Source organism: Mesorhizobium sp. Mes31, from assembly GCF_024519675.1.
Lineage (GTDB): Bacteria > Pseudomonadota > Alphaproteobacteria > Rhizobiales > Rhizobiaceae > Mesorhizobium.
Genome location: NZ_JALJRL010000014.1, coordinates 13,336 through 37,494 on the forward strand (window position 1 = coordinate 13,336; position 24,159 = coordinate 37,494).

The window sequence follows — 24,159 nt, forward strand, 5'->3', positions numbered from 1 at the left end:
GGCGCCGGGCACACCAAGTGTACTTTTGCTAGCGTCCCCTATTACGGCCCGAAAATGACGTTAAATCGTTTTCGCGCGGTCGGACCCCGCGCGTCGGCACAGGAGAGGGCGGAGATTCCAATGTGTCATCTTTCATTTCATGTGAGTCCATGTCCTGCGGCAGCGAAGTAGTTTCTGCATTCTGCTGGAGATTGCAGATACCGCCAACGGCCTGCCACAGGGCGTCGATGGTCCTGATGCCAAGCCCACCAGTTCCTTCGGCGCCTCCGACATCTGGCCTTGGGTGGGAATGGAACTTTCTGCCGATCGGCGGGCTTTCGGATAGGTCTGTGATTGGGGATAGGTTATTGATGAACCCAATGTGAAGTACCCTGCAGCGGAGGTATGCGGGTTTGAGGCTGGGGCGGACGTCGGGACCTCAATTGTGCGTTTCTGCCTTGGAGGAACGAAGTGGAGAATTTGATGCGGAATACGATGCTTGGCTTCGCGGCACTCGCGCTCGCCGCGTGCCAATCGGCTCCTGAAGCGCCGCAACCCGCTCTCGAACCTGCGTCGAATCCTGCTGCCATTCCTCCCCAGCCTGCCTTGGATCCTGCCGCTGTTTCCCCCGGCTCGGCAGTCTTGGATCAATCCGTGACGATCACTCCACCTGCAAAGAGCGTTCCAACAAAGTACGCCGCTTTTTCGGGCATATGGACCGGACGATTGGAGGGCACATATGAAGGTAAGCTGGCTGTTCAATCTGTTTCGTCGACCGGAAAGGTGACTGTCACCTATGCGTGGGGAACCCTGGGCGACAACAATCCCGGAGAGGCCGCCGGTGCTGGAACTATTGTGGGGACTACGTTGAAGCTTGGGCGCCTCCCCAATGGCGCGGACGTCAGCTTTAAGATGCTGCCCGACGGAACCCTTGCCGGAACCTATACGCTTGCCGGCCAGAGCTACGCGGGCGCGTTCGTCAGGCAATGATCAAAGAAGCATCTGATTGGTGGCGCTCACTTGCACTTGGCTTCGGTCCGGAGGGTTTCACTTTCCCGCCAGCTGGATGCGCCATCTCGCAACCCTCGCACTTGGCCGCGACGGTTGACACGTCTCGTGACTATCGCGGCGTCACGTCGAAGCAATATCGGAACGAGTGATCGCACCCGCGGCGATCGGCTGCATCAGGTCGCCGATGCAATCGATCGTCGTCTGCCGGCACCTTACTTTTTCAATCGTCGCACAGCCCTGCCGTCGGTGCACCTACTGCTTCACCGAGGTGGAAGTGCCCCAGGTATCCGACAGCACATAGCCCTGGGGGTACGGATCGGTCGGATCGAGATAGTAGCTGTGCTCGCCTGTGATCCAGGCCCGGCCGGTGATCTCCGGAACGATCGCCTTGCGACCGCCGATCTCCGTCAGCTCCACGATCCTGCCGGTGAAGCGGGAGCCGATGATCGATTCATGGATCAACACGTCGCCCATCCCCATCAAGCCGCGGGCCTGCAACACGGCCATGCGGGCCGACGTGCCGGTTCCAGTGGGGCTGCGGTCGGAGCGGCCCGGCGAGACGATGCAGGTGTTGCGGGTGACGTTGCCCGGGCCCTGGAACGGCATGGCGAACTGCACGATCGACACGCCGCGCACCTGGTCGAATTCGGGATGGACGACATCGAGCTGTTCGCGCGCGGCCCGCCGGACCTTCTCACCCGCCACCGCCAGTTCGCGTGCCTCGTCCGGGGCGACCGAAAAGCCGAGCGCCTTGGCATCGACGATCGCATAGAACATGCCGCCATAGGCGATATCGACCGTAAGCGCGCCGAGCCCTTCGACCTCGATCTTGGCGTCCAGGCGATCGACAAAGGCGGGCGCGTTGCGGAAGGTGATCGACAGGCATTTGCCTTCGCGGCATTCGGCGCGCACCTCGATGACGCCACCCGGCATATCGAGCTTGAAGCGTGTCTCGGGCTCCTGCATCGGCACCATACCGGTCTCGAGCAGCACGGTGGCGACGCAGATCGTGTTCGAGCCGGACATCGGAGGATATTCCGTCGGCTCCATGATGATGGCGCCCGCGACACAATCCTCGCGCGTCGATGGAACCAGCAGATTGACGTGGCGCGCAACGCTGCCGCGCGGCTCGCAGATCAGCATCCGCCTTATATGGTCGTGATCACGTTCCATCGTGATCATCTTGTCCATCATCGTGCGGCCCGCCGGCGGCAGCACGCCGCCGACGATGACGTCGCCGACTTCACCTTCGGCATGACAGCCGACGACACGAATGGAGGTTTTCGTACGCATTATTTTTCCTTGTTGAGTGCAATGCCTTCGCGGTGAAACGGGCAGCGAGTCCCGAAGTTCAGGCCCAGATGTCCCCGACGGTGAAACCTTCAGGGAAAGGATCATCGTTGTCCAACGCGATCGTGTTAAGCCCAAAAATCCACTGGTCCCTGAGAGCGTAGGAAGCCGCGCCGGAAATGTCGGCTTCTGGTGCGAAGCAGACATCGATGTGGCCGATTTCAAGCTTACGGTGGTGGCGGAACCAAACGAGACAATTGGTGCCGACGCGTTTCCAGCGCCGGTCTGGTTAGGTCCAGCCTAAGCCGAACGACTGAAAATCATAATTTGTGCAGCGCACCCAGCGTGCTTTGCTCCCCCGTCGGCTGGAAGAATAACAAAAACAACGTCAGGCGACAGGCTTCGGCGATGCGTCCGGAGCGGGTTTCGTTCGGGCTGGGACAACGCCCGATCTCAGAAAAAAACAGGGGAACGTAATGACGACAATGATCTCGAAGTTTCGCCGGGCCGCGCTTGCGGCCGGGATTGCCCTGAGCGCCCTCTCAGTGAGCCTCCACGCCGAAGCTGGCAGCTTGAAACTGGGCATGACGACCTGGGTAGGATACGGGCCGCTCTTCCTTGCCCGTGACATGGGCTACTTCAAGGAAGGGGGTCTCGATGTCTCGCTCGAAGTCATCGAGGAAGCATCGATGTATATGGCAGCTGTTGCCGCCGGCGAGCTCGACGGCAGCGCCTCGACCATCGACGAGATCATGAAGTATCGTTCGAAGGATGTTTGCTTCAAGTCGGTCTATGCGCTGGATGACAGCCATGGCGGCGACGGCGTGCTCGCGCCCAGCGGGATCAAGAGCGTCGCGGATCTCAAGGGAATGGAAGTCGGGCTGAATGAAGGCTCTGTGTCTCAGTTCTGGTTCAACATCCTTCTCAAGCAGGCCGGCCTCACTCAGGCCGATGTGAAGATCACCAACATGACGGCGGACGATGCCGCCGCCGCCTTCATGGCCGACCGCATTCCTGTTGCCGTGACCTGGGAACCGCATCTGACGCTGGCCAAGAAGGAAAACAAGGGGCAGGTGCTGATCGACTCCTCGAAGACGCCCGGCTTGATCGTCGACGTGGTGGCGCTGAACTGCGACTACATCACGAAGAACCCTGGGGATGTCGAGGCGCTGGTCAAGGGTCTCTACAAGGCCAATGAATTCATCAAGGAAAATCCTGAGAAGGCTTATGAGGTGATGGCCAAGGGTGTCGGCGGCTGGCTGAAGGATCCGAAGGACTTCGCCTCCTCCGCCGCTGGCGTGAACTTCTACGGCAAGCAGCGCAATGCCGAATTTTTCGCCGGAGGCGAGGGCGGCGAAGCCGGCAAGCTGATCAAGCTGGGCGGCGATATCTGGGGCGGCTTCGGCAAGCTCAAGATGGACATCAAGTACGACGACCTCGTCGATACGTCCTTCCTCGCGAAGTAACATGGCCTCGCGAAGTAACTTGGCCTTGCGAAATAACTTGGCCTTGCAAAGTGATTTGGCTGAACCGGAGGCGAGCCTCGCGCCTCCGGTCCAAACGGCCCAAAAGGGTTCTCCCGTGACACTAGCACCGAACACGAGCTCTCTGGTCAGCAATGGCGTGACCGCGAGAGTGGAAAAAGGTCAGACCGGTCCATCCGCCCTCAAACTCATCGCCACACCGTTTCGGGCTGTGCCGCGCTCTCTCTCCATCACGCTGGGCTTCATGGTCTGGATCGCGGTCATCGGCGGCTGGTTCGCGTTGACCTATTCCGGAGCGGTCAAGGAAATGTTCCTGCCCCGCCCCGAATCCGTCTTGTCCACCACCATCAGGATGGCCGCCGACGGGTCGCTGTGGGAGCACGTTTTCGCCAGCGTCCAGGTGGTGCTGATCGGCTTCGTCATTTCGAGCGTTGTCGCGGTGCCGCTCGGATTGACGATGGGCACCTACCGCATCGTCCAGGCCGCACTCGAACCGTTGGTCAATTTCATACGCTATCTGCCGGTGACGTCCTTCGTGCCGCTTTTCATCCTGTGGATCGGAATCGGCATCGAGCAGCGCGTCGCCGTCATCGTCTTCGGCGTCTTCTTCCAGCAGCTCGTCATGATCGCCGACAGCGCCCGCAGCGTCCCGCGCGACCTCGTCAACGCGGCCTATACGCTCGGCACGAAACGAGGCGACACGGTCTTCCACATCGTCTTCCCGGCCACGCTTCCGAACGTGCTGGATGTGCTGCGCGTCACCATGGGCTGGGCCTGGACCTATCTCGTCGTGGCCGAACTCGTCGCCGCCCGCAGCGGACTTGGCTACATCTCGCTCAAAGCCATGCGTGGCTTCCAGGTCGACGTGATCTTCATGGCCATCGCCATGATCGGCATCCTTGGTCTTTGCACCGACCAATTGTTCCGGGGCATTCGCCGCCTCGTCGCTCCCTGGGCCAATTGAGGAACGCACACACATGGACGCCCTGAATCTTGCGACGAAACCCCTGAACCTTACAACGAAACCAAAAAGTTCCGACATCGGCATCGACAATGTGGTCCTGCGCTATGGCAAGGGAGACAATGCCGTGCTGGCGCTGGATGGCATTTCGTTTCACGTCGTGCCCAACGAGTTCTGCGTCATCGTCGGCCCATCCGGCTGCGGCAAGTCGAGCCTGCTTTATCTTGTCGCCGGTCTCGAGGAGCGCACCGGCGGCACGATCGTCGTCGGCGGCAAGCCGGTTACCGAGCCGGGCCCGGATCGCGGCATGGTGTTTCAGGCCTACACGCTGTTTCCCTGGCTTACCGTGGCGCAGAATGTCGAATACGGCCCGAAGCGGAAGGGCATCCCGCCGGCCGAGCGCCGGGCCATCGTCGAGCATTTTCTCCATGAGGTCGGCCTGGCAAAGTTCGCCAACCATTACCCGTCGCAGCTGTCGGGCGGCATGAAGCAGCGCGTGGCGATTGCCCGTGCGCTCGCCAATGATCCGGAAGTGCTGCTGATGGATGAACCCTTTGGAGCGCTCGACAGCCAGACCCGTCATTCGATGCAGAAGCTTCTGCTGAGGATATGGGATCATTCCAAGAAGACGGTCCTGTTCGTTACCCACGACATCGATGAGGCAATCCTGCTGGCCGACAGGGTGTTCGTCATGTCGGGCCGCCCTGGCCAGATCAAGAAGGAAATCCGCGTCGGCTTCACGCGTCCGCGCAGCATGGATCTGGTCATGGAGCCGAACTTCATCGCCATGAAGCGGGAGATCCTCGAGCTCTTGAAGAACGACGAAGACGAAGAGCACTAGATGACATCAGCGGTCTTCGGGGTGGATCACGAAACAGGCATGGCATGAGCACCGAGACCGTGGAATTTGATTACATCGTCATTGGCGCGGGCTCGGCCGGTTGTGTCCTGGCCAACAGGCTGAGCGCGAATCCTGCTAACCGCGTCTGCCTGATCGAGGCGGGCGGTAGCGACGACCGCACCCGGGTGCGCGTGCCGGCTGGCATCCTCTCGCTCTACGGCAATCCGAATTTTGACTATGGCTACAAGGGCGTGCCGCAGCCACTGCTCAACAATCGCCGCATCCCGGTCAACCGGGGCAAGGTTCTTGGCGGGTCGAGTTCGATCAACTCGATGGTCTATATTCGCGGCGCCGCGCAGGACTACGATGAATGGGCAGCGCTTGGCTGCGCTGGCTGGTCCTATGCCGATGTCCTGCCGGTCTTCAAGAAATTGGAGCGCAACTGTCTGTCACAGAATCCCGCCTATCACGGGTTCGACGGCGAACTGCTGGTCGACAATCCGCGCGATCCCAACGTCGTATCCAAACTGTGGGTAGAGGCGGGCAGGGGCGTAGGCCTGCCCGAAAACCGCGACTTCAATGCCGATGGCCAGTTCGGCCTCGGCATCTACAACGTCACCCAGAACAGAGGCGAGCGCTTCTCGGCCTACACCGCCTTTGTCCGGCCGGTTCTCGGCCGCCCGAACCTGCAGGTTCTGTCAGGCATCGAGGTTCTCGATCTTGCGATTGAACGCGGGCGCGTCACCGGCGTCAACGTCATCAGGGACGGGGTAACCCAACGGTTGGAATGCCGAGCGGAGGTGGTCCTGAGTGCTGGTGCAATCGGATCGCCGCGCCTTCTGCTTGCTTCCGGCATAGGCCCGGCCGAGGAATTGAAAGCAGCGGGGATTGAACCGGTCGCGAGCCTGCCGGGCGTCGGCAAGAACTTGCGCGACCATGTCGACGGCATGATCACGGTGCGATCGAACAGCCGCAAGACGCTCGGCCTTTCGCTCGCCAATCTTCCGGCGATGCTGGCAGCGCCCTTCCAGTATTTCGCCCGGCGCAAGGGCATGCTGACGACCAACTATGTCGAGGCCGGCGGTTTTGCCAGGACGAAGTATGCCGGGAGCGTACCCGACATTCAGTTCCATTTCGTGCCGGGCTATCGCAGCCATCGCGGCCGGCTCGTCGAATATGGCCACGGCTATGCCGTGCACACCTGTGTGTTGAGACCCGGGAGCGTGGGCGAAATCACGCTTCAGCGCGACGGCACCCGCCGCAACATGCTCATAGACCATCGCTTCTTCAGCGACGAGCAGGATGCACTGACCCTTGTCGAGGGCATAAAGGTCGCGCGTTCGATCCTGGCTTCGCCGGTTTTTGCCGGCATCCGGGGACCGGAAATTCTGCCTGGGCCCAACGTGAACACCGACGACGAGATCCTCGCCTATCTGCGTGCCGAGGCGCTGACCGTCTATCATCCCGTTGGCACGGCCAAGATGGGCAACGATGCCATGGCCGTGGTTGATCCTGCCAGCCTCAAGGTGCGCGGCTTCGACAATCTGCGCGTCGCTGATGCCTCCATCATGCCGACATTGATCGGTGGCAACACCAACGCGCCATCCATGATGATTGGCGAAAAAGCGGCTACGGCGATGTTGGCGTAGCCGTCTGCGGGCGAGCCACTTCAGCGAGCGCTTGCATTATAGGGGGCGCGAAGCGTTACCTGCCTGCGCCCCATCGAGTTGACGCCAACGGAGACCTCCGCGGCTCTGCCAATCTCCGCTGCATGGTGTGCGAGTATTCTCAGTGCCTCGGACGCGTCTTCCTCGGTCAATTTGCTTTTTGCGCCGCGCAGCATCCTCGCGCGACATCCGGCTTGCCGCCGGACTGCGCACGGTTTCCGCCACATCGTTCCATCGCCGCATCGAACGGGACACCCAGCCGGCATTCCTGCTGGAGAATCCGGCCGCTCGCAGCAAGTTCAACAGCTTCCTGCAGAAACAGCTCAATGTTTCACCCGAAGAGGCTGATCGCATGCTGGAGCATTGCGCCAACTCGTTCGTAGGCATCTTCACGACCTTTGATCGGCGTTTCCGCCGCACCTTTCCGAAGGCCGATATCGAGGCTCTTCTTGTCGAGATCAATGAAGGTACGGATGAGCCGGAGCGTCGTGTTGCCTAGACTCTTCTTGCCGCCTGTGGCCGCCTACTGGCGCCCAAGGGCGGCGACATGCCGCGTTATTCAGCCTCGCAGCTCCCCGGGTGCTGCACCTGCGGCAATTGCATTCGTCTCAACGGCGTCGTCCCCGTTTCGGTATGCGTCCCGGCATTTAGGGACAAGCTAACCATTGCCACATGAAATCGTAATTTTCGCTATCCTGTCCTTCCAGTAGACCAGCCTGATCTCCGTCGCATCCGCGGAAACTCTCGGGGAGAGAGCCAGAAAGGGCCGCTGAAATGTCAGTCGAAAAAGTAGACACGCTCGTTGTCGGTGGCGGCCAGGCCGGCTTGGCGATGAGCGAGCATCTCAGCAAGTGCGGCGTGCCTCATCTCGTCCTCGAGCGGCATCGTATCGCCGAGCGCTGGCGCTCCGAAAGATGGGACTCGCTGGTTGCCAATGGTCCTGCCTGGCATGATCGTTTTCCGGGCATGGCGTTTCCGGATTGCGGTCCCGACGCCTTTGTCGCCAAGGAGAAGGTCGCGGATTATTTTGTCGCCTACGCCAACATGATCGCTGCTCCCATCCGCTGCGGCGTGGAGGTCAGGAAGGTGCAAAGGCTTGTCGGCCGTCCCGGTTTCCAGGTCGAGACATCGGATGGCGTGATCGAGGCCAGGAGCGTGGTCGCCGCCACCGGAGCTTTCCAGCATCCCGTCATCCCGCCCGTGGTTCCCACGGACGCAGGGCCGGTGCAGATCCATTCCAGCGCCTATCGCAATCCCGGACAGTTGCCCCAAGGTGCGGTGCTGGTGGTCGGTTCGGGGTCCTCGGGAGTGCAGATCGCGGACGAACTCCAACGTGCCGGACGGCGCGTCTACCTCTCGGTCGGACCTCACGATCGCCCGCCGCGCGCCTATCGCGGGCGTGACTTCTGCTGGTGGCTGGGGGTGCTGGGCAAATGGGACGCCCAGGCCCCCGCGCCAGGCACGGAACATGTCACCATCGCGGTGAGCGGTGCGCGTGGTGGCGAGACGATCGATTTCCGGCGTCTTGCGGCGCAAGGGATAACGCTGGTTGGCCGGACGGAATCGTACAAGGACGGGGTCATGATCTTCGCACCCGATCTGGCCACGAATATCGCGCGCGGTGATGCGAACTACATGTCGGTGCTGGACGAGGCGGACGCCTATGTCGCCCGCAACGGGCTCGACCTTGCCGAAGAGCCCGGAGCCCGCAAGATCGGGCCGGACCCGCAATGCGTGACTGATCCCATCCTCGAGTTGAACCTGGCCGAGGCGGGAATAGGTTCGATCATCTGGGCAACGGGATTTACCGTCGATTACAGCTGGCTCGGCGTTGATGTGTTCGACGAAAAGGGCAAGCCGAAGCATCAGCGCGGTGTGTCGACCGAGCCCGGAATCTATTTCCTCGGTCTGCCGTGGCAATCGCGCAGGGGGTCGAGCTTCATCTGGGGCGTCTGGCACGACGCCCAGCATGTGGCGGACCATATTTCCACGCAGCGCAAATACCTGGCCTACCATGCGGCTGCAAGGCGCGAGACCCAGGCGGCATAGCCAACGGCAACCGAAACGGATGTCCTGACATCGAGCCCGATCTGACGGAGACCAAGATGGCGCATACAAGAATTCGCAAGTTCAACACCAAGGACACCTATCCCGAGCAGAAACTCGACAACGATCTGTGCCAGGCGGTCGTGACGCGGGGCGGCAGAACCGTCTATCTGCGTGGCCAGTGTCCGCAGGACCTCGACACGGCCAGGAACATCGACAGCCATGATCCGGCCGAGCAGACGCACAAGGTCATGCAGAACATCCGCCAGCTGATCGAGGAGTGCGGCGGCACCATGCAGCATCTGGTCAAGGTGGTGGTCTACATCACCGACGTGCGCCATCGCGAAGCGGTCTACCGCACCATGGGCGAGTACATCAAAGGCGTGCATCCCGTTTCCACCGGCCTTGTCGTGCAGGCCCTGGCGCGGCCGGACTGGCTGGTCGAGATCGACGGCACCGCCGTCATCCCGGATGATCACACCTCGATCATCCCGGACTGATAGCCATGACCTTTTCCATTGTCGCGCGCTGCAGCCGCACCGGAATGTTCGGGGTCGCGGTGTCATCCTCGTCGCCTGCGGTGGCGGCGCGCTGCGCCTATGCGCAGGCAGGCGCCGGCGCCGTTGCCAGCCAGAACGTCACCGATCCGACGCTTGGGCTGCGAGGCCTCGAACTGCTGGCGCGCGGCGCTTCGGCCGCCGAGGCAATCGCTATACTGAAGCGCACCGGCGCCCATCCCGAATACCGGCAGGTGCTGGCTGTCGATGCCGCTGGCACGACCGCGATCCATTCGGGCCCCAGGGCGCTTGGCATCTGGGCGGAAGCACGCGCGGACAATGTCGCTTGCGGCGGCAACATGCTAGCCCATGACGGGGTGCCGCAAGCCATGGTCGCTGCCTTTCTGGCGTCGGAAGGGCATCTGGGCGACCGCCTCATCGCGACCATGCGCGCTGCGCTGAAAGCGGGTGGCGAGGCAGGCCCGGTCCATTCGGCCGGGATGAAGCTGGTGCGCGAGGTTGCGTGGCCGGTCGCCGACCTGCGCTGCGACTGGACCGACGATTGCCCGATCGAGCAGCTGGCGAGCCTGTGGGAAATCTACAAGCCGCAGCTCGATGCCTATGTGACCCGCGCGATAAATCCATCCGATGCGCCGAGCTACGGCGTGCCGGGCGACGAATAATCGGGACACGGCCAGGGGTCACCAGCGATGAGCGAACTCAGCCACAAGGACTGGATCGGCAAGGCGTCCGCCATCCGTTTTCGCGACAAGGCGTTCATTGACGGCAAGCCGGTTGCGGCGCGGTCGGGCCGAACCTTCGCCTGCGTCAACCCGGCAACCGGGGAAACGCTGGCCGAGGTGGCGTCCTGCGGCGGAGAAGACATCGATCTGGCTGTTGCCGCGGCACGGCGCAGCTTCGACGCCGGCGTCTGGTCACGCACCAGCCCGGCGCACCGCAAGGAGGTGTTGCTGCGGCTGGCGCGGTTGCTGCGCGAAAACCTGCATGAACTGGCCCTGCTTGAGACACTCGACATGGGCAAACTCGTCAGGGATGCGGCCTCGGTCGACGTCCCCGGCTCGGCGGCGATCTTCCAATGGTATGGCGAAGCCATCGACAAGATCTATGGCGAAGTGGCACCGACCGGCGAAGGCGATCTGGTGCTGGTGCGGCGCGAGCCGCTTGGCGTGGTCGGTGCGGTAGTGCCGTGGAATTTCCCGCTCGACATGGCGACCTGGAAGTGCGCGCCGGCGCTGGCGGCGGGCAATTCGGTCGTGCTGAAACCCGCCGAGCAGTCGCCCTTGTCAGCCCTGCGGCTGGCGGAACTGGCGATGGAAGCAGGCCTGCCGGCTGGCGTGCTCAATGTGGTGCCAGGCCTTGGCGAAACCGCCGGCCAGGCGCTTGGCCGCCACATGGACGTGGATTGCCTTGCCTTTACCGGTTCGACCGCCGTCGGCAAGATGTTTTTGCAATATTCCGGTCAGTCGAACATGAAGCAGGTCTGGCTGGAGACCGGCGGCAAGAGCCCCAACCTTGTCTTTGCTGACTGCGGTGATCTCGATGCCGCAGCCGACATGGCAGCCTTCGGCATCTTCTTCAACCAGGGCGAAATCTGCTCCGCCAATTCACGCCTGCTGGTACAACGCGGCGTCAAGGATGCGCTCGTGGACAAACTGGTGCGGCGTGCGGCGGCCACCCAACCCGGCGATCCGCTCGATCCGGCTTCGAAAATGGGTGCCATGGTCGATGCCCGCCATGCGGCCAATGTCATGCGGTTTGTCGAGGCTGGCAAGAAAACCGCGCGCCTGGTCGCGGGCGGCGATCTGGTCACCGTCAATGGGCGCGGCAGCTTTGTCCAGCCCACCATCTTCGACGATGTCGCGCCCGCCGACCCGATCGCCCGGGACGAGATCTTCGGGCCGGTGCTTTCGGTCATCGCCTTCGACGCCGAGGAGGAGGCTATCCGTATTGCCAATGACAGCCCATACGGGCTGGCCGCATCGTTGTGGACCGACAGCCTGTCGCGCGCGCACCGCATCGCCGGCCGGCTCCATGCCGGCACGGTTTCCGTCAACACGGTCGACGCGCTGAGCCCGATGACACCGTTTGGCGGCGTCAAGCAATCCGGCTTCGGCCGCGACCTGTCGCTGCATGCGCTCGACAAATATACCGCGCTGAAAACGACATGGATCAAATACTGATGGGCGCCGAGGCTTGATCGCAGCCCCCAAACCGGCAACATAGCCAGCCATGCCGCTACGCTTCACGCTCAGACAGCTGGAATATTTCGTTGCCGTTGGCGAGGCTGGCTCCATCGCCAAGGCGGCCGAACAGGTCAATGTGTCGCCGCCGTCGATTTCGGCCTCCATCGCCCAGCTGGAAACGGAGTTCGGCGTCCAGCTTTTTGTCCGCAAGCATTCGCACGGCCTCTCGCTCACGGCTGGCGGCCGCGTCTTTCTGAAGGAAGCCGCCCGGCTGCTAAACGATGCCGATGCCTTGCACGATATCGCCGGCGACTTTGCGGAAAAGGTTCGCGGCCCGCTGGCGGTAGGATGCCTGCTGACGTTCGCGCAGATCGTCCTGCCGGCCCTTCGCATGCGGTTCGAGCGCGCTTATCCGGACGTGCGTGTGCGTCAGTTCGAGCGCAATCAGGGGCAATTGCTCGAGATGCTGCAGCGCGGCGAAATCGACCTTGCCCTGACATACGATCTCGAACTGTCGCAGGACATGACCTTCGAGCCGCTGATGCTGGTGCCGGCCTATGTCATGCTGCCGGCCGGGCATCGCTTTGCGGGAAAGGCGTCGATCACGACGGAGGAACTGGCCGACGAGCCGATGGTGTTGCTCGACCTGCCGTATAGCCGCGAATATTTCCTCTCGGCGTTCCATCAGCGGGGAATCCGGCCCAACATTGCCGAGCGCACTGGCGACATTGCGGTCATGCGCTCGATGGTGGCCAACGGCTTCGGCTACGGCATCGCCAATATGCGCCCGCTCAACACGCTGGCGCCGGATGGCAAGCCGCTTGTGTTTGTGCCACTGGACGGCGACCTGCGGCCGCTGACGATGGGCGTCGCCTTGCCCAACTCCGAACATCGCACGCAGACCGTCCAGGCGTTCATCGACCAATGCCGGCATTTCGTGGTCGAGCAGGGCGTGTTCGGCGCCGAGCGGGCAATCGGCTAAAAGCCTGCTTTCAGTAGAGGCTGGTGGTCGGCTAGCCGCCGCAACAGGTTTTCCAGCATGTCGTCGCAGCGGCGCATCTGCTCGACGCCGACGAATTCGTCCGGCTTGTGCCCTTGCGCCATCGACCCTGGGCCACATACGACCGTCGGCGTGCCGAGATCGCGGCTGAACAGGCCGCCTTCGGTACCGAAGGCGACCTTGATGGTATTGTTGGCGCCGGTCAGCGATTTGACGAAAGCGACGGCTTGCGAATTGGCCGGGGTGTCAAGGCCGGGATAGGTGTTGGTGATGTCGATGTCGATCGCCGCCTCGGGCGCCATGGCCGAGGCTTCGCCGGCAATGTGCGCGGCCTCCTTGCGCAGGCCGTCAAGGATCTCGTGAGGATTGTCGGCCGCGACATTGCGGATCTCGAAGTCGACCTGGCAGAGGTTCGGCACGATGTTCAGCGCCACGCCGGCGTTGATCTTGCCGACATGGACGGTCGTGTAGGGAATGTCGTAGTCGCCGTCGCGGGCGCCGTCACGCGCCAGCCGGTCCTGCTCCCGGCGCAGGACGGCGACGAAGTCGCAGCCGAGGTGGATGGCATTGAGCGCCAGCGGGGCCAGCGCCGAATGGCCTTCGCGTCCCTTGCAGATGGCGCGCGCGGCAAGCTTGCCCTTGTGCCCGGTCGCCACTTGCATGTCGGTCGGCTCGCCGACTATGCACAGCAACGGCCGCTTCGGAGCTGCCCGCAACATGTCGACCAGGCTGCGCACGCCGATGCAGCCGATCTCCTCGTCATACGACAGTGCCAGCTGCAGTGGCGTCCGCAGCGTCATTTTCGCGGCCTTGAGGCACGCGCCGAGCGCGCAGGCGACGAAGCCCTTCATGTCGGCCGCGCCGCGCCCGTAAAGCCTGCCATCGCGCTCGGTCATCTCGAAGGCCGGCAGCGTCCAGGCCTGGCCGTCGATGGGAACGACGTCAGTGTGGCCGGACAGCATGATGCCGGACGTGTCGGCCGGTCCGATGGTGGCAAACAAATTGGCCTTGTGGCCATCGTCGCTATGGATGATCTGGCAAGCAATGCCATGCGCGTCAAGCAGGTCCGCCACGTAGCCGATGAGGTCGAGGTTCGAGTCGCGGCTCACCGTCGGGAACGCGAGCAGCTTTTCAAGGATGCGGATGCTGTCCATGCGTCTTGGTCTCGTTGGCCGTGCGCGCTATCTAGCATCGCGTGGCCACGGGCTTGAAGTCGCATTTGGCTCAGCCGGGAGTCACCGGATGCTAACCCAGGCAGGGGCGCTTAGGCGCGTCCTAATCGGCACAGAAGAAATCTGTAGTTTTCCAGCGCGTGCCGCAACTTATGAGTAGGTTCACGGCATCTACCCACTGGGCAGACCGGCCTGCGCCATGATCACGCGTGCCGCGCTGCGACTCTGGCAGGAAGAAGACACCATGCGCGATCCCCGCTACGACATCCTGTTCGAGCCCGTGAAGATCGGTCCGGTGACAGCCAAGAACCGCTTCTATCAGGTTCCGCATTGCAATGGTGGCGGCTACCGCGATCCGTCCGCCGCGGCCGAGATGCGCCGCATCAAGTCGGAAGGCGGATGGGGCGTCATCTTCACCGAGCAGACCGAGATGCACCATACCTCGGAGATCACCCCCTTCATCGAGCTCAGGCTCTGGGACGACGCCGATATCCCGGCGCTGGCCAGGATGGCCAGTGCCATGCACCAGCATGGCGCGCTGGCCGGCATCCAACTGGCCTATTCAGGCATCAACGGCCCGAACCTCTACACCAAGGAAGTGCCGCGCGGACCGTCTGCCTTGCCCATCCGGACCTTCACCAACGATCCGGTCCAGGCGCGCGCCATGGACAAGCAGGATATCCGCGACTTGCGCCGTTGGCATCGCAATGCCTTCAAACGTGCCCGGCAGGCGGGCTTCGATCTGGTGTGTCTCTACGGTGCGCACGGCTTCGGCATCATTCAGCACTTCCTGTCCACCGCCACCAACCAGCGTAGCGACGAGTATGGCGGCTCGTTGGAAAACCGCTCGAGGCTGATGCGTGAGCTGATCGAAGAGGGTCGCGATGCCATTGGTGACACTTGCGGCCTGACGCTGCGGCTGTCTCTGGACGAGATGATCGGCGAGCTCGGCTTCGCCAATTCCGAAGTGCGCGACATGATCGAGATGCATGCCGACCTGCCCGACCTCTGGGATCTGGCCCACGGTGCCTGGGAGGACTGCTCCGGGCCGTCGCGGTTCAAGGAGGAGGCTGCGCAGGAGAGCCTGGTGTCAGGCATCAAGAAGCTGACGTCGAAGCCGGTCGTTGGCGTCGGGCGCTTCACCTCGCCGGATGTGATGGTGAAGATGATCAAATCCGGGACGCTGGATTTCATCGGCTGCGCGCGCCCGTCGATCGCCGATCCCTTCCTGCCGAAGAAGGTGGAAGAGGGGCGGATCGAGGACATTCGCGAGTGCATCGGCTGCAACATCTGCATCACCGGCGACATGACCATGTCGATCTCGCGCTGCACGCAGAACCCGACCTTCATGGAGGAGTGGCGCAAGGGCTGGCATCCCGAACGGATGCAGGCCAAGGGCGACAGCGACAGCGTGCTGGTCGTCGGCGCCGGTCCTGCCGGCCTGGAGGCCGCCCGCGCGCTCGGCCTGCGCGGCTACCAGGTGGCCATCGCCGAAGCTGGTACCGAACTCGGCGGCCGCGTCGCGCGCGAGTGCCGCTTGCCCGGTCTCTCCGCCTGGGGTCGCGTGCGCGACTATCGCCAGTATCAGCTCAGCCAGATGTCCAATGTCGACGTCTATTTCGAAAGCCGATTGTCCGCCGAGGACATACTCGCCTTCGGCTTTCAGAACGTTGCCATCGCCACCGGCTCGACATGGCGCCGCGACGGCGTGGCGCGCGCGCATGTCGTGCCGATCCCGGTGGACCCTGCGATGCCGGTCTACACACCGGACGACCTGATGGGAGGCAACGTGCCGACCGGCAATGTCGTGCTGTTCGACGACGACCACTACTACATGGGTGGCGTTCTGGCCGAGCTCATGGCGCGCCAGGGCGCGAGGGTGACGCTTGTGACGCCTTCCGCCTATGTGTCCGACTGGACCCGCAACACGCTGGAGCAGGGCGCCATCCATCGCCGGCTGGCCGAGCTCGGCGTCGAGATCGTGCTGAACCGGGTCGTGACGCGCATTGCGTCGGGAGGTGTTGCCACGGCCTGCGCTTACACGGGCGCCCGGCACGACATCGTCGCGGATGCAGTGGTGCTGGTGACATCGCGCCAACAGGACGATGGCGTCTGGCACGAATTGAAGACGCGACGGGACGAGTGGGCCGACAGCGGCATTCGCTCGATCAAGGTCATCGGCGATGCCGAGGCGCCGGGCCCGATTGCCTGGGCGACCTACGCCGGCCATCGCTTCGCGCGCGAGATGGACGAACACGATATCGGCGACGCGCTGCCGTTCCGGCGAGAAGTGACGGCTCTGGCCGCGGAATAGAGGACGGGATCATGACGCCTTTCGTTCTTTCCGCCGCGCAGGAAGATCATTGGTGATTGAGGAACGCACGAAGACATCGGCGTGGTCACGCTGAAGGGTGGCTCGTGCTTCGGCTCCCGCAAACTGAGCTATTCATGCGCGTGTTTGGCATCAGCGCTTGCGCGGATCCTGATCATCCGATGGGCATACGCGAACCAAACCGGCAACGTGCTTGGAGTTGACGAGACCGAGCCGCGAGTTGCCTATCGCGCTACTTGACCGGTTTGTCGTCCGGGTGGCCGAGTTCGCAGAACCAGCCGCCGAGATATTTCACCGATGGCTTTGTCGGATCGGGAACAGGTGTTTTCGCTTCGACGGCAGCACGGAATGGCTCGGCGCTGTCTTGCGCGATGAACCCCAGATGGTTTGCGCCGCTGTTGTCGACCATCTTCAGCTTGTTGTCGGAAATGCCGAACGAAATCGTGTGGCCGACGCGTGGCGCGGTCAGCGAGGCCTCGACGAGGCGGACGCAGTCGGCAAAGGAAAGGTATGACCACAGCATGCGGCGGTCGGCCGGCTCCGGGAAGGACGAGAAGATGCGCAGGCACGCCGTCTCGATGCCGAACTTGTCCCAGTAGAGCCGGCTCAGGCTCTCGACGAAATTCTTCGACACCCCGTATAGGCTGTCGGGGCGCACCGGGGCGTCCACACCGATATGCGCCTCGACCTCATGATAGCCGATAGCGTGCACCGAGGAGGCATAGATGACACGCTTCACACCGTGTTTCCGGGCGCCTTCGTAGATGTGGTAGGAGCCGCGGATACTGGAATCCAGGATCGTCTGCCATGCACATTCGAGCGGCGCACCGCCGAAATGCACGATCGCGTCGCAGTCCTTGGTGGCAGCAATTGTCGCCTCCATGTCTGCGAGGTCGAACACCGCTTCTTCCTCGTGCGGAGCAAGATCGCCGAACGGTTCGCGACCGGCCAGGCGGATCGTTCTGGCCAGCGGCACCAGCCCCTTTCGCAGTTCCGAGCCGAGCCGGCCGGCGGCACCAGTGATCAGGATACGTTCGTAATGCGGCATCATCTACTCCACTTGCGCGACGGCGGCATTGATCCGCGAGATCGCTTCGGTCAGCACCTGTTCGCCGGTAGCGGTCGAGATACGGAAATAGGGTGAAAGTCCATAGGCAGTGCCCGGTACGGACGCCACGCGGCCTTCGTTGAGAAGATAAGTCGCCACCGCCGTATCGTCCTCCAGCACGACGCCTTTGGGTGTCTTGCGGCCGATCAGGCTGGCGCAGCCAATATAGGCGTAGAAGGCGCCTTCTGGCGGTGAGAGCGTGAGGCCGTTGATCCGCCTGATGCCGTCGACGACCAGATTGCGGCGTGCCTCAAAGGCCTGCCGGAAGCGCGCCACCTCGTCCTGAGGGCCGTTGAGCGCGGCCACGGTCGCCGCTTGCGCGATCGAGCAGACGGAGGTGCAGGACTGACTCTGAATGGTCGCCATCGCTTTGGTGAGCGGCGCCGGCCCGGCCGCGTAGCCGACGCGCCAGCCGGTCATCGCGTAGGACTTCGAGACACCGTTGACGATCAGGCTGCGATCCTTCAACTCCGGACAGGCCTTGCCGAACGAAACGAACTCGCGTCCGTCGAACAGGATGTGCTCATAGATCTCGTCGGAGAGGACAAGCACATGAGGATGCCTCGCCAGGACGGCTCCAAGCGCTCGCAGATCCGTTTGCGGGTATATGGCGCCGGAGGGATTGCCCGGCATATTCAGGAAAAGCCATTTCGTCCTTGGCGTGATGGCCTTTTCCAGCAGCTCCGGCGTCAGCCGGAATCCTGACGTCTCCGGGCATTCCACGACGACGGGCGTGCCGCCGAGCAGCTTCACCATCTCCGGATAGGAGACGAAATAGGGCGCCGGCAGGATGGCCTCGTCACCGCTCTCCAGCGTTGCCATTAGCGCGTTGAAGATGATCTGCTTGGCGCCGTTGGCTACGACGATGTCGTCCGCCGTGTAGTCCAGTCCGTTTTCGCGCCGGAATTTGCCGGCCACCGCTTCCCGCACCTCGGGTGTGCCGGCAGCACCTGTGTAGAGCGTCTGGCCGGCCTTCGCCGCGAAATGGGCTGCATCGATGATGTGGCCAGGTGTGGGGAAATCCGGCTCGCCGAGGCCGAGATCAATCACGTCCACGCCCTTGGCTCGCAGCGCCTTGGCCGCCTGCGAAGCCGCCATCGAAGCCGAAGGCTTCACCACCGACAGGCGCGAGGAAACGTAGCTCATTTGTTGTTCTCCGCAACGTATCCCTTGGACCGGTCATTCGCTCGCGCCTCGGCGCTGCGTTTGGACGGATCGCCATAGCCGCCGCCGCCTGGCAATTCCAGTATCAACCGACGGCCGGCTGGAACGTGCTGCCATCCCTTGGGTCGCATCTGAGTGCCATCGTCCAGGTTGACCACGCCGGCGACTCCAGGCCCGCCGCCATTGCGTCCGTGGGCAGGGTGATTGACGCGATCGAACATCGCCGAGAAGTCGAACTCATGGCCTTCGATCGCGGCGATCTCGATCACCTGACCCAGGCCGCCGCGGAATTCGCCGTCGCCGCCGGAATTGGGGCGCAACTCCTTGCGCCAGATGACGATCGGACCCGTATGCTCCGTCGCCTCGATCGGCATTGTGTGGACGCCGGAGGGGAAGGCCGTCGCCGACAGTCCGTCAAGTCCAGGGCGCGCGCCCATACCGCCGGAGTTGAACATCAGCACTTCAGCGCGACGGCCCGAACCGCCGGAGACTGGCCGCACCGAGATATGGATATTCCACAGCGCGCCGGCGCCTTCTGCAAGGATCTTCCCCGGCAACGCCTTGGAGATCGCTCCCAGCACAAGATCGGGAACCATGTGCCCGAAGATGTGCCGCAACGCCACGGGCGCCGGCCGCACGGCATTCAGAATGTTGACCGGCGATGACACCGTGAAGAAGGCCAGCGAGGCGGCATTGTTCGGAATGTCGGGCGCCACCACGCATTTCAGCGCGTAACAGGCATAGGCCTTGCTGTAGATGATCGGGCAATTGATGCCCCACCGGCTCATCGGATCGGTGCCGGTGAAATCAACCTCGACGCCGTCCTCGCGAACCGTGACGGCTGCCACAAGCTTCACCGGCTTGTCGTAGCCGTCGGTCACGAGTTCATTGGACCAGCTTCCCTTCGGCAGCGCCTTGATGCGTTCGGCCATGGCGTCGCGGGTTCGCGAGAAGATGAAGTCGCCGAGCCCGTCCAGCGACGTGAGGCCGATCTCCTTCATCATGTCGACCAGGCGGCGATGACCGACTTCATTGCACGCGGCAAGCGAGTAGAAGTCGCCGACGACCTGGTTCGGCTCGCGGACATTGGCGCGCAGGATCCTGACGAGGTCGAGATTGACCTTGCCCTTTTCCGCGAACTTCATGATCGGAAGCTGGATGCCCTCCTCGTAGACCGATTTGCCGTCGGCGCCAAAGCCACGCCCGCCGACATCGACTACATGCGCCGTGCAGGCGAAGAACGCCACCAGTTCGCCATTCAGGAACGACGGCGACACCATGGTTATGTCGTGCAGGTGGCCGGTGCCCTGCCAGGGATCGTTGGTGACATAGGTGTCGGCCTCGAACATATTGTCACGTGGGATTTCGTTCATGAAATGCAGCACTGCCTCGGCCATGGTGTTCACATGGCCGGGCGTGCCGGTCACCGCCTGTGCCAGCATCTGGCCGCGCGGGTCGAACACGCCCGCCGACAGGTCGCCGGATTCGCGTACGGAGGTCGAGAAGGCCGTGCGCAGCAGGGTGAGCGCCTGCTCCTCGACCACCGAGATCAACCGGTTCCACATCACCTGCATGCGGATCTCACCAATGTCGCTCATGCCTGGCAGCCTTTGCGGATCAGAAGGATTGCACCGTCGCTCTGGACAACGGCGTCGAAGCTCGTGGTGACGACAGTGGAGGTCTCGCGTTCGACGATGACCGCTGGGCCCGCCACGCGATCGCCGGCGCAGAGCAGTTCTCGTTCGACGATGCCATAGGTCCGCGGCTCGCCGCTGGCCGGATCGAATACCGCCCTGGTCATGGCTGGCTCATTCGTGCGGTGGCCCGTCGTGAGATCGTGCCGGGCGGCGGTGGTGCGAACATCCGTGGCCTTGACCGACCAGGTGACGATCTCGACCTCCAGCCCGTCGAGCCCTTCTATGGCGCGACCGAAGAAGCGCTGGTAATTTGCCTCGAACAGATCCTTGAGCCTGGTGGCGGCATCATCGCCGAACGGCTCGTCCGGCAGCGGCACCGGGATTTCCCAGCCCTGACCGGCGTAGCGCATGAAGGCGGTGATTTCGCAGACGATCGCGCCGGCGGCTCCGGTCCGCACGAAGCCTTCAGCGGAAGCCTTGAGGCCGCCAAGCAAGGCGTTGACCTCGGCAGGCTTGAATTGCGAAAGCTGCGTGAGCCTGGACGCCAGAGCTTCGTAGCCAAACGGTGCCTTGAGGAAGCCGATCGCCGATCCGACGCCCGCGCCCTTGGGAATGATGCACCGGTCGATGCCGAGTTTTTCGCAAAGCCTTGCCGCGTGAAGGGGTGCAGCGCCACCAAAGGCGATCATCAAATTGTCGGAGATGTTCTTGCCGTTCTCGACGGCATGGACGCGCGCGGCATTGGCCATATTCTCGTCCACCACCTCGCAGATGCCGAACGCCGTCGACATGGCGTCGAGCGACAGGCGCTCGCCCACGTCGCGCATGAGGGCCAATTCGGATGCGGACGTGTCGAGCCGGATCGCGCCGCCCGCGAAATTGTCGGGGTCGAGCTTGCCAAGCACCAAATCGGCGTCGGTGATAGCCGGGCGCTTGCCGCCGCGGCCGTAGCAGGCCGGACCTGGCTCCGATCCCGCGCTCTCGGGCCCGGTCTGGATGCGGCCCATGGCGTCAACCCAGGCGATGGAACCGCCACCGGCGCCGATCTCGATCATCTCGATCACCGGGATCGAGATCGGCATGCCGGAGCCCTTGCAGAAACGATAGGTGCGCGCCACTTCGAATGTTCTGGCGGTGCGGGGCGCATAGTCCTCGATCAGACAGATCTTGGCCGTGGTGCCCCCCATGTCATAGGAGACGACCTTCTCCAGGCCGAAGCGCCTGGCGATGTCGGCTGCGAAGATGGCGCCGCCCGCCGGGCCGGACTCGACCAGCCGCACGGGGAATTCCGAAGCGGTTTCCACCGAGATCAGGCCGCCGCCCGAATGGATCATGAAAACCGGGCACTCGGCGCCCATTTCCTTCAGGCGTATCTGGAGGCGGGCGAGATAGTCTGCCATCTGCGGCCGCACATAGGCGTTGGCGCAGACCGTGTTGAAGCGCTCGAACTCACGCATCTGCGGCGATACTTCAGCGCTGATCGAAATCGGGATGCTCAGCTTCCGGGCGAGAATTTCGCGAGCCCGGAGCTCATGAGCCGGGTTGGCGTAGGAGTGGATGAAGCCGATCGCCACCGAGCCGAAGCCGCCAGCCGCAATCCGTCCGGCGATATCTTCCAGGAAGGCTTCGTCAAGCGGCTGCAGTTCCTGGCCCTGGGCACCGATCCGGCCCTTGACCGTAAAGCGGTCCTCGCGCGGGATCAACGGCGGCGGCAGCTGAAGGTTCAGGTCATACTGCTCGAAGCGGTTCTCCGTGCGCATCTCGATCACGTCGCGGAAACCTTCGGTGGTGACCAGTGCGGTCTTCGCGCCACGGCGCTCGATAAGAGCGTTCGTCGCCAGCGTGGTGCCGTGGATCACGATGTCGAGGTCCGACAGCGAAATACCGGCGTCGCGCGACACGATCTCAATGCCATCGAGGATGGCCTGCTCGGGCGCGGCATAGTTGGTCAGGATCTTGGTCGAGAAAATCGTGCCACGCACATCGAGCGCAATGTCGGTGAAGGTGCCGCCGATATCCGCACCGAGGCGGATGTCATTTGCCGTACTGGTCATGCATTGGCCTTCTGCGAAGCGAGCGCTGCGTCGCGCATTTGGGAAAGGGTCTGACGCGGCGTAAGGGCCTCCGGGGAAATATCCAGCTCCAGGACCGCGCCGGTCGCGGACGCCAGCGCCCTGCCGAAGGCGCCGGCGAAATCCCCGGTCGCGCCGACCCGCTCGGCGTGGAAACCATAGGCACGCGCCAAAGTCACGAAGTCGGGGTTCTCAAGCGAGGTCCCAGAAACGCGAGCCGGATAGTTGCGCTCCTGATGGGCGCGGATGGTGCCGTAGATACCGTTGTTCAGGATGAGGACGATCGGCTGCGCGCCGGCCTGCATCGCCGTCCCCAGTTCCTGGCAGTTCATCTGGAAATCGCCATCGCCGGCAAAGCAGACCACCGTACGGCCGGGAAACGCGACCTTGGCCGCGATTGCCGCCGGCAGGCCATAGCCCATGGCGCCGGATTGCGGCGCCAGAAGCCGTGCCTTCGGCCCGAACTTGAAGAACTTGTTCGGCCAGACGGTGAAATTGCCGGCGCCGTTGGTCAGGATCACATCATCGGGCAGCGCCTCGCGCAGCCAGCGGCTGACCTCGACCATGTCGACCGGGCCCGGCTGGGCCGGCGCCTCGAACGCGCCCTCATAGCTTTGGCGCGCCTGCGACCGCCACGCGGCCCAGTCGCCCTTGACCGGCGAGAGCGCCTTGGCGAAGGCGTTCGGCCCGGCATGGATGCCAAGCGACGGCACATAGACCTTGCCGATCTCGCGATCCGAACCGTGGACATGGATCAGCTTCTGCTTCGGCTCGGGCACGGACAGCAGCGTGTAGCCATCCGTGGTCATTTCGCCAAAGCGCACATTGATCGCCAGGATCACGTCGGCGTCGCGGATCAGCTTCTTGACATGCGGGACCATGCCGACACCCGCCTCGCCGACGAAGACCGGCGAGCCATTGTCGAACTGATCCTGGAAGCGGAACGCTGCGATCACCGGAATGTCGGACGCCTCGGCGAAAGCCTGCAGCGCTGCGCGCCCGCCAGCAGACCAGTTGGCGCCGCCGATCAGGATGACTGGCCTGCTGGAGGCGGCCAGCATGGACCGGGCCTCGGCCAGCGCATCGGCATCGGCCGCGGCCTCGAACACCCTGGTAGGTCCCCTGAGTGCCGCGACATCGGTCAGCGTCGTCAGCATGTCCTCGGGCAGCGCGATCACCACTGGGCCGGGCCGCCCGGTGAGCGCCGTGGTCCAGGCCCGGGCGACGATTTCCGGAAGGCGCTCGACATCGTCGACCTCCACTGCCCATTTCGCCATCGTGCCGAACACGGCGCGGTGGTCGATTTCCTGAAACGCTTCACGGCCGCGCATGTCGGTGCCGACCTGGCCGACGAAGACGATCATCGGCGAACTGTCCTGCATCGCCGTGTGCACCCCGATGGACGCATTGGCAACGCCCGGTCCGCGCGTCACGAAGCAAATGCCCGGCGAGCCCGTCAGCTTGCCGTAGGCGGAGGCCATGAACGCCGCGCCGCCCTCATTGCGGCAAAGCACGTAATCCAGCTTTCCATGAGTGTCGTGCAGCGCGTCCAGCACGGCCAGGTAGCTTTCGCCCGGCACACCGAAACTCTTGGTCGCGCCGAGCGCGATCAGGCACTCGACAAGAAGATGGCCGCCATTGCGGATCATGCTTCGACATCCTCACTCTGGCGGCAAGCGGACCGAGCCTGCCTT

Annotated in this window: 19 protein-coding genes; 12 read left to right on the plus strand and 7 right to left on the minus strand. The window is 63.2% G+C overall.

What is annotated here, in order from left to right; translation table 11 throughout:
• Positions 1 to 462: 462 nt before the first annotated feature.
• Positions 463 to 969, plus strand: a complete 507-nt coding sequence (locus NR193_RS22520) for a hypothetical protein (protein ID WP_256752954.1) — start codon at positions 463 to 465, stop codon at positions 967 to 969.
• A 273-nt stretch (positions 970 to 1,242) separates the two neighbouring features.
• On the opposite strand, the gene NR193_RS22525 is transcribed toward NR193_RS22520, so the two are convergent.
• Positions 1,243 to 2,283, minus strand: coding sequence for a proline racemase family protein (locus NR193_RS22525; RefSeq protein WP_256752955.1), 1,041 nt, complete (start codon positions 2,281 to 2,283; stop codon positions 1,243 to 1,245).
• Positions 2,284 to 2,765: 482 nt separating this feature from the next.
• Between NR193_RS22525 and NR193_RS22530 the strand changes: the two genes are divergently transcribed.
• The 10 genes from NR193_RS22530 to NR193_RS22575 all read left to right on the plus strand — a co-directional run bounded on the left by NR193_RS22530 (position 2,766) and on the right by NR193_RS22575 (position 12,962).
• Complete coding sequence (locus NR193_RS22530; RefSeq protein ID WP_256753074.1) at positions 2,766 to 3,746, plus strand: ABC transporter substrate-binding protein; 981 nt, start codon at positions 2,766 to 2,768, stop codon at positions 3,744 to 3,746.
• Between the two features lie 115 nt (positions 3,747 to 3,861).
• Positions 3,862 to 4,728 carry an ABC transporter permease gene (locus tag NR193_RS22535; RefSeq protein ID WP_256752956.1) on the plus strand — a complete coding sequence of 289 codons (867 nt, stop codon included), beginning with the start codon at positions 3,862 to 3,864 and terminating at the stop codon, positions 4,726 to 4,728.
• Positions 4,729 to 4,741: 13 nt separating this feature from the next.
• Entirely contained in the window at positions 4,742 to 5,566 is an 825-nt protein-coding gene (locus tag NR193_RS22540; protein WP_256752957.1) for an ABC transporter ATP-binding protein, read from the plus strand.
• Positions 5,567 to 5,610: 44 nt separating this feature from the next.
• Positions 5,611 to 7,215, plus strand: a complete 1,605-nt coding sequence (locus NR193_RS22545; protein ID WP_256752958.1) for a GMC family oxidoreductase — start codon at positions 5,611 to 5,613, stop codon at positions 7,213 to 7,215.
• 178 nt (positions 7,216 to 7,393) lie between these two features.
• Entirely contained in the window at positions 7,394 to 7,732 is a 339-nt protein-coding gene (locus NR193_RS22550; protein WP_256752959.1) for a hypothetical protein, read from the plus strand.
• A gap of 275 nt (positions 7,733 to 8,007) precedes the next feature.
• Positions 8,008 to 9,282 carry an NAD(P)/FAD-dependent oxidoreductase gene (locus NR193_RS22555; protein WP_256752960.1) on the plus strand — a complete coding sequence of 425 codons (1,275 nt, stop codon included), beginning with the start codon at positions 8,008 to 8,010 and terminating at the stop codon, positions 9,280 to 9,282.
• Positions 9,283 to 9,338: 56 nt separating this feature from the next.
• On the plus strand, positions 9,339 to 9,779 hold the full coding sequence (locus NR193_RS22560) for a RidA family protein (RefSeq protein ID WP_256752961.1): 441 nt from the start codon (positions 9,339 to 9,341) through the stop codon (positions 9,777 to 9,779).
• A gap of 5 nt (positions 9,780 to 9,784) precedes the next feature.
• Positions 9,785 to 10,459 (plus strand): DUF1028 domain-containing protein, encoded by a 675-nt coding sequence (locus NR193_RS22565; RefSeq protein ID WP_256752962.1) that lies wholly within the window; start codon positions 9,785 to 9,787, stop codon positions 10,457 to 10,459.
• Between the two features lie 27 nt (positions 10,460 to 10,486).
• Complete coding sequence (locus NR193_RS22570; RefSeq protein ID WP_256752963.1) at positions 10,487 to 11,977, plus strand: aldehyde dehydrogenase; 1,491 nt, start codon at positions 10,487 to 10,489, stop codon at positions 11,975 to 11,977.
• Between the two features lie 49 nt (positions 11,978 to 12,026).
• A complete protein-coding gene (locus NR193_RS22575) occupies positions 12,027 to 12,962 on the plus strand; it encodes a LysR family transcriptional regulator (RefSeq protein ID WP_256752964.1) in 936 nt (311 codons plus the stop codon).
• On the opposite strand, the gene argE is transcribed toward NR193_RS22575, so the two are convergent.
• Positions 12,959 to 14,134: an acetylornithine deacetylase gene (gene argE, locus NR193_RS22580; protein ID WP_256752965.1), complete on the minus strand. Its 1,176-nt coding sequence runs from the start codon at positions 14,132 to 14,134 to the stop codon at positions 12,959 to 12,961. The genes NR193_RS22575 and argE overlap by 4 nt on opposite strands.
• Before the next feature lie 262 nt (positions 14,135 to 14,396).
• On the opposite strand from argE, the gene NR193_RS22585 reads away from it, so the two are divergent.
• Positions 14,397 to 16,466, plus strand: coding sequence for an NAD(P)-binding protein (locus NR193_RS22585; RefSeq protein ID WP_256753075.1), 2,070 nt, complete (start codon positions 14,397 to 14,399; stop codon positions 16,464 to 16,466).
• Positions 16,467 to 16,716: 250 nt separating this feature from the next.
• On the opposite strand, the gene NR193_RS22590 is transcribed toward NR193_RS22585, so the two are convergent.
• Genes NR193_RS22590 through NR193_RS22610 form a run of 5 tightly spaced genes read right to left on the minus strand, consistent with a single transcriptional unit; the run spans position 16,717 to position 24,114 of the window.
• Positions 16,717 to 17,532: an NAD(P)-dependent oxidoreductase gene (locus NR193_RS22590; RefSeq protein ID WP_256752966.1), complete on the minus strand. Its 816-nt coding sequence runs from the start codon at positions 17,530 to 17,532 to the stop codon at positions 16,717 to 16,719.
• A 3-nt stretch (positions 17,533 to 17,535) separates the two neighbouring features.
• Complete coding sequence (locus NR193_RS22595) at positions 17,536 to 18,738, minus strand: pyridoxal phosphate-dependent aminotransferase (protein ID WP_256752967.1); 1,203 nt, start codon at positions 18,736 to 18,738, stop codon at positions 17,536 to 17,538.
• On the minus strand, positions 18,735 to 20,354 hold the full coding sequence (locus NR193_RS22600; protein ID WP_256752968.1) for a hydantoinase B/oxoprolinase family protein: 1,620 nt from the start codon (positions 20,352 to 20,354) through the stop codon (positions 18,735 to 18,737). The genes NR193_RS22595 and NR193_RS22600 overlap by 4 nt, the downstream gene beginning before the upstream one ends.
• Positions 20,351 to 22,447, minus strand: coding sequence for a hydantoinase/oxoprolinase family protein (locus NR193_RS22605; RefSeq protein WP_256752969.1), 2,097 nt, complete (start codon positions 22,445 to 22,447; stop codon positions 20,351 to 20,353). The genes NR193_RS22600 and NR193_RS22605 overlap by 4 nt, the downstream gene beginning before the upstream one ends.
• Positions 22,444 to 24,114: a thiamine pyrophosphate-dependent enzyme gene (locus NR193_RS22610; RefSeq protein ID WP_256752970.1), complete on the minus strand. Its 1,671-nt coding sequence runs from the start codon at positions 24,112 to 24,114 to the stop codon at positions 22,444 to 22,446. The genes NR193_RS22605 and NR193_RS22610 overlap by 4 nt, the downstream gene beginning before the upstream one ends.
• Positions 24,115 to 24,159 lie beyond the last annotated feature (45 nt).

What these genes read in the sequence shown, in the direction of transcription:
- NR193_RS22520 (WP_256752954.1), top strand. Translation starts at nt 463, where the DNA reads ATGCGGAATACGATGCTTGGCTTCGCGGCACTCGCGCTCGCCGCGTGC.
- NR193_RS22525 (WP_256752955.1), bottom strand. Translation starts at nt 2,283, where the DNA reads ATGCGTACGAAAACCTCCATTCGTGTCGTCGGCTGTCATGCCGAAGGT.
- NR193_RS22530 (WP_256753074.1), top strand. Translation starts at nt 2,766, where the DNA reads ATGATCTCGAAGTTTCGCCGGGCCGCGCTTGCGGCCGGGATTGCCCTG.
- NR193_RS22540 (WP_256752957.1), top strand. Translation starts at nt 4,742, where the DNA reads ATGGACGCCCTGAATCTTGCGACGAAACCCCTGAACCTTACAACGAAA.
- NR193_RS22545 (WP_256752958.1), top strand. Translation starts at nt 5,611, where the DNA reads ATGAGCACCGAGACCGTGGAATTTGATTACATCGTCATTGGCGCGGGC.
- NR193_RS22555 (WP_256752960.1), top strand. Translation starts at nt 8,008, where the DNA reads ATGTCAGTCGAAAAAGTAGACACGCTCGTTGTCGGTGGCGGCCAGGCC.
- NR193_RS22560 (WP_256752961.1), top strand. Translation starts at nt 9,339, where the DNA reads ATGGCGCATACAAGAATTCGCAAGTTCAACACCAAGGACACCTATCCC.
- NR193_RS22565 (WP_256752962.1), top strand. Translation starts at nt 9,785, where the DNA reads ATGACCTTTTCCATTGTCGCGCGCTGCAGCCGCACCGGAATGTTCGGG.
- NR193_RS22570 (WP_256752963.1), top strand. Translation starts at nt 10,487, where the DNA reads ATGAGCGAACTCAGCCACAAGGACTGGATCGGCAAGGCGTCCGCCATC.
- NR193_RS22575 (WP_256752964.1), top strand. Translation starts at nt 12,027, where the DNA reads ATGCCGCTACGCTTCACGCTCAGACAGCTGGAATATTTCGTTGCCGTT.
- argE (WP_256752965.1), bottom strand. Translation starts at nt 14,134, where the DNA reads ATGGACAGCATCCGCATCCTTGAAAAGCTGCTCGCGTTCCCGACGGTG.
- NR193_RS22585 (WP_256753075.1), top strand. Translation starts at nt 14,397, where the DNA reads ATGCGCGATCCCCGCTACGACATCCTGTTCGAGCCCGTGAAGATCGGT.
- NR193_RS22590 (WP_256752966.1), bottom strand. Translation starts at nt 17,532, where the DNA reads ATGCCGCATTACGAACGTATCCTGATCACTGGTGCCGCCGGCCGGCTC.
- NR193_RS22595 (WP_256752967.1), bottom strand. Translation starts at nt 18,738, where the DNA reads ATGAGCTACGTTTCCTCGCGCCTGTCGGTGGTGAAGCCTTCGGCTTCG.
- NR193_RS22600 (WP_256752968.1), bottom strand. Translation starts at nt 20,354, where the DNA reads ATGAGCGACATTGGTGAGATCCGCATGCAGGTGATGTGGAACCGGTTG.
- NR193_RS22605 (WP_256752969.1), bottom strand. Translation starts at nt 22,447, where the DNA reads ATGACCAGTACGGCAAATGACATCCGCCTCGGTGCGGATATCGGCGGC.
- NR193_RS22610 (WP_256752970.1), bottom strand. Translation starts at nt 24,114, where the DNA reads ATGATCCGCAATGGCGGCCATCTTCTTGTCGAGTGCCTGATCGCGCTC.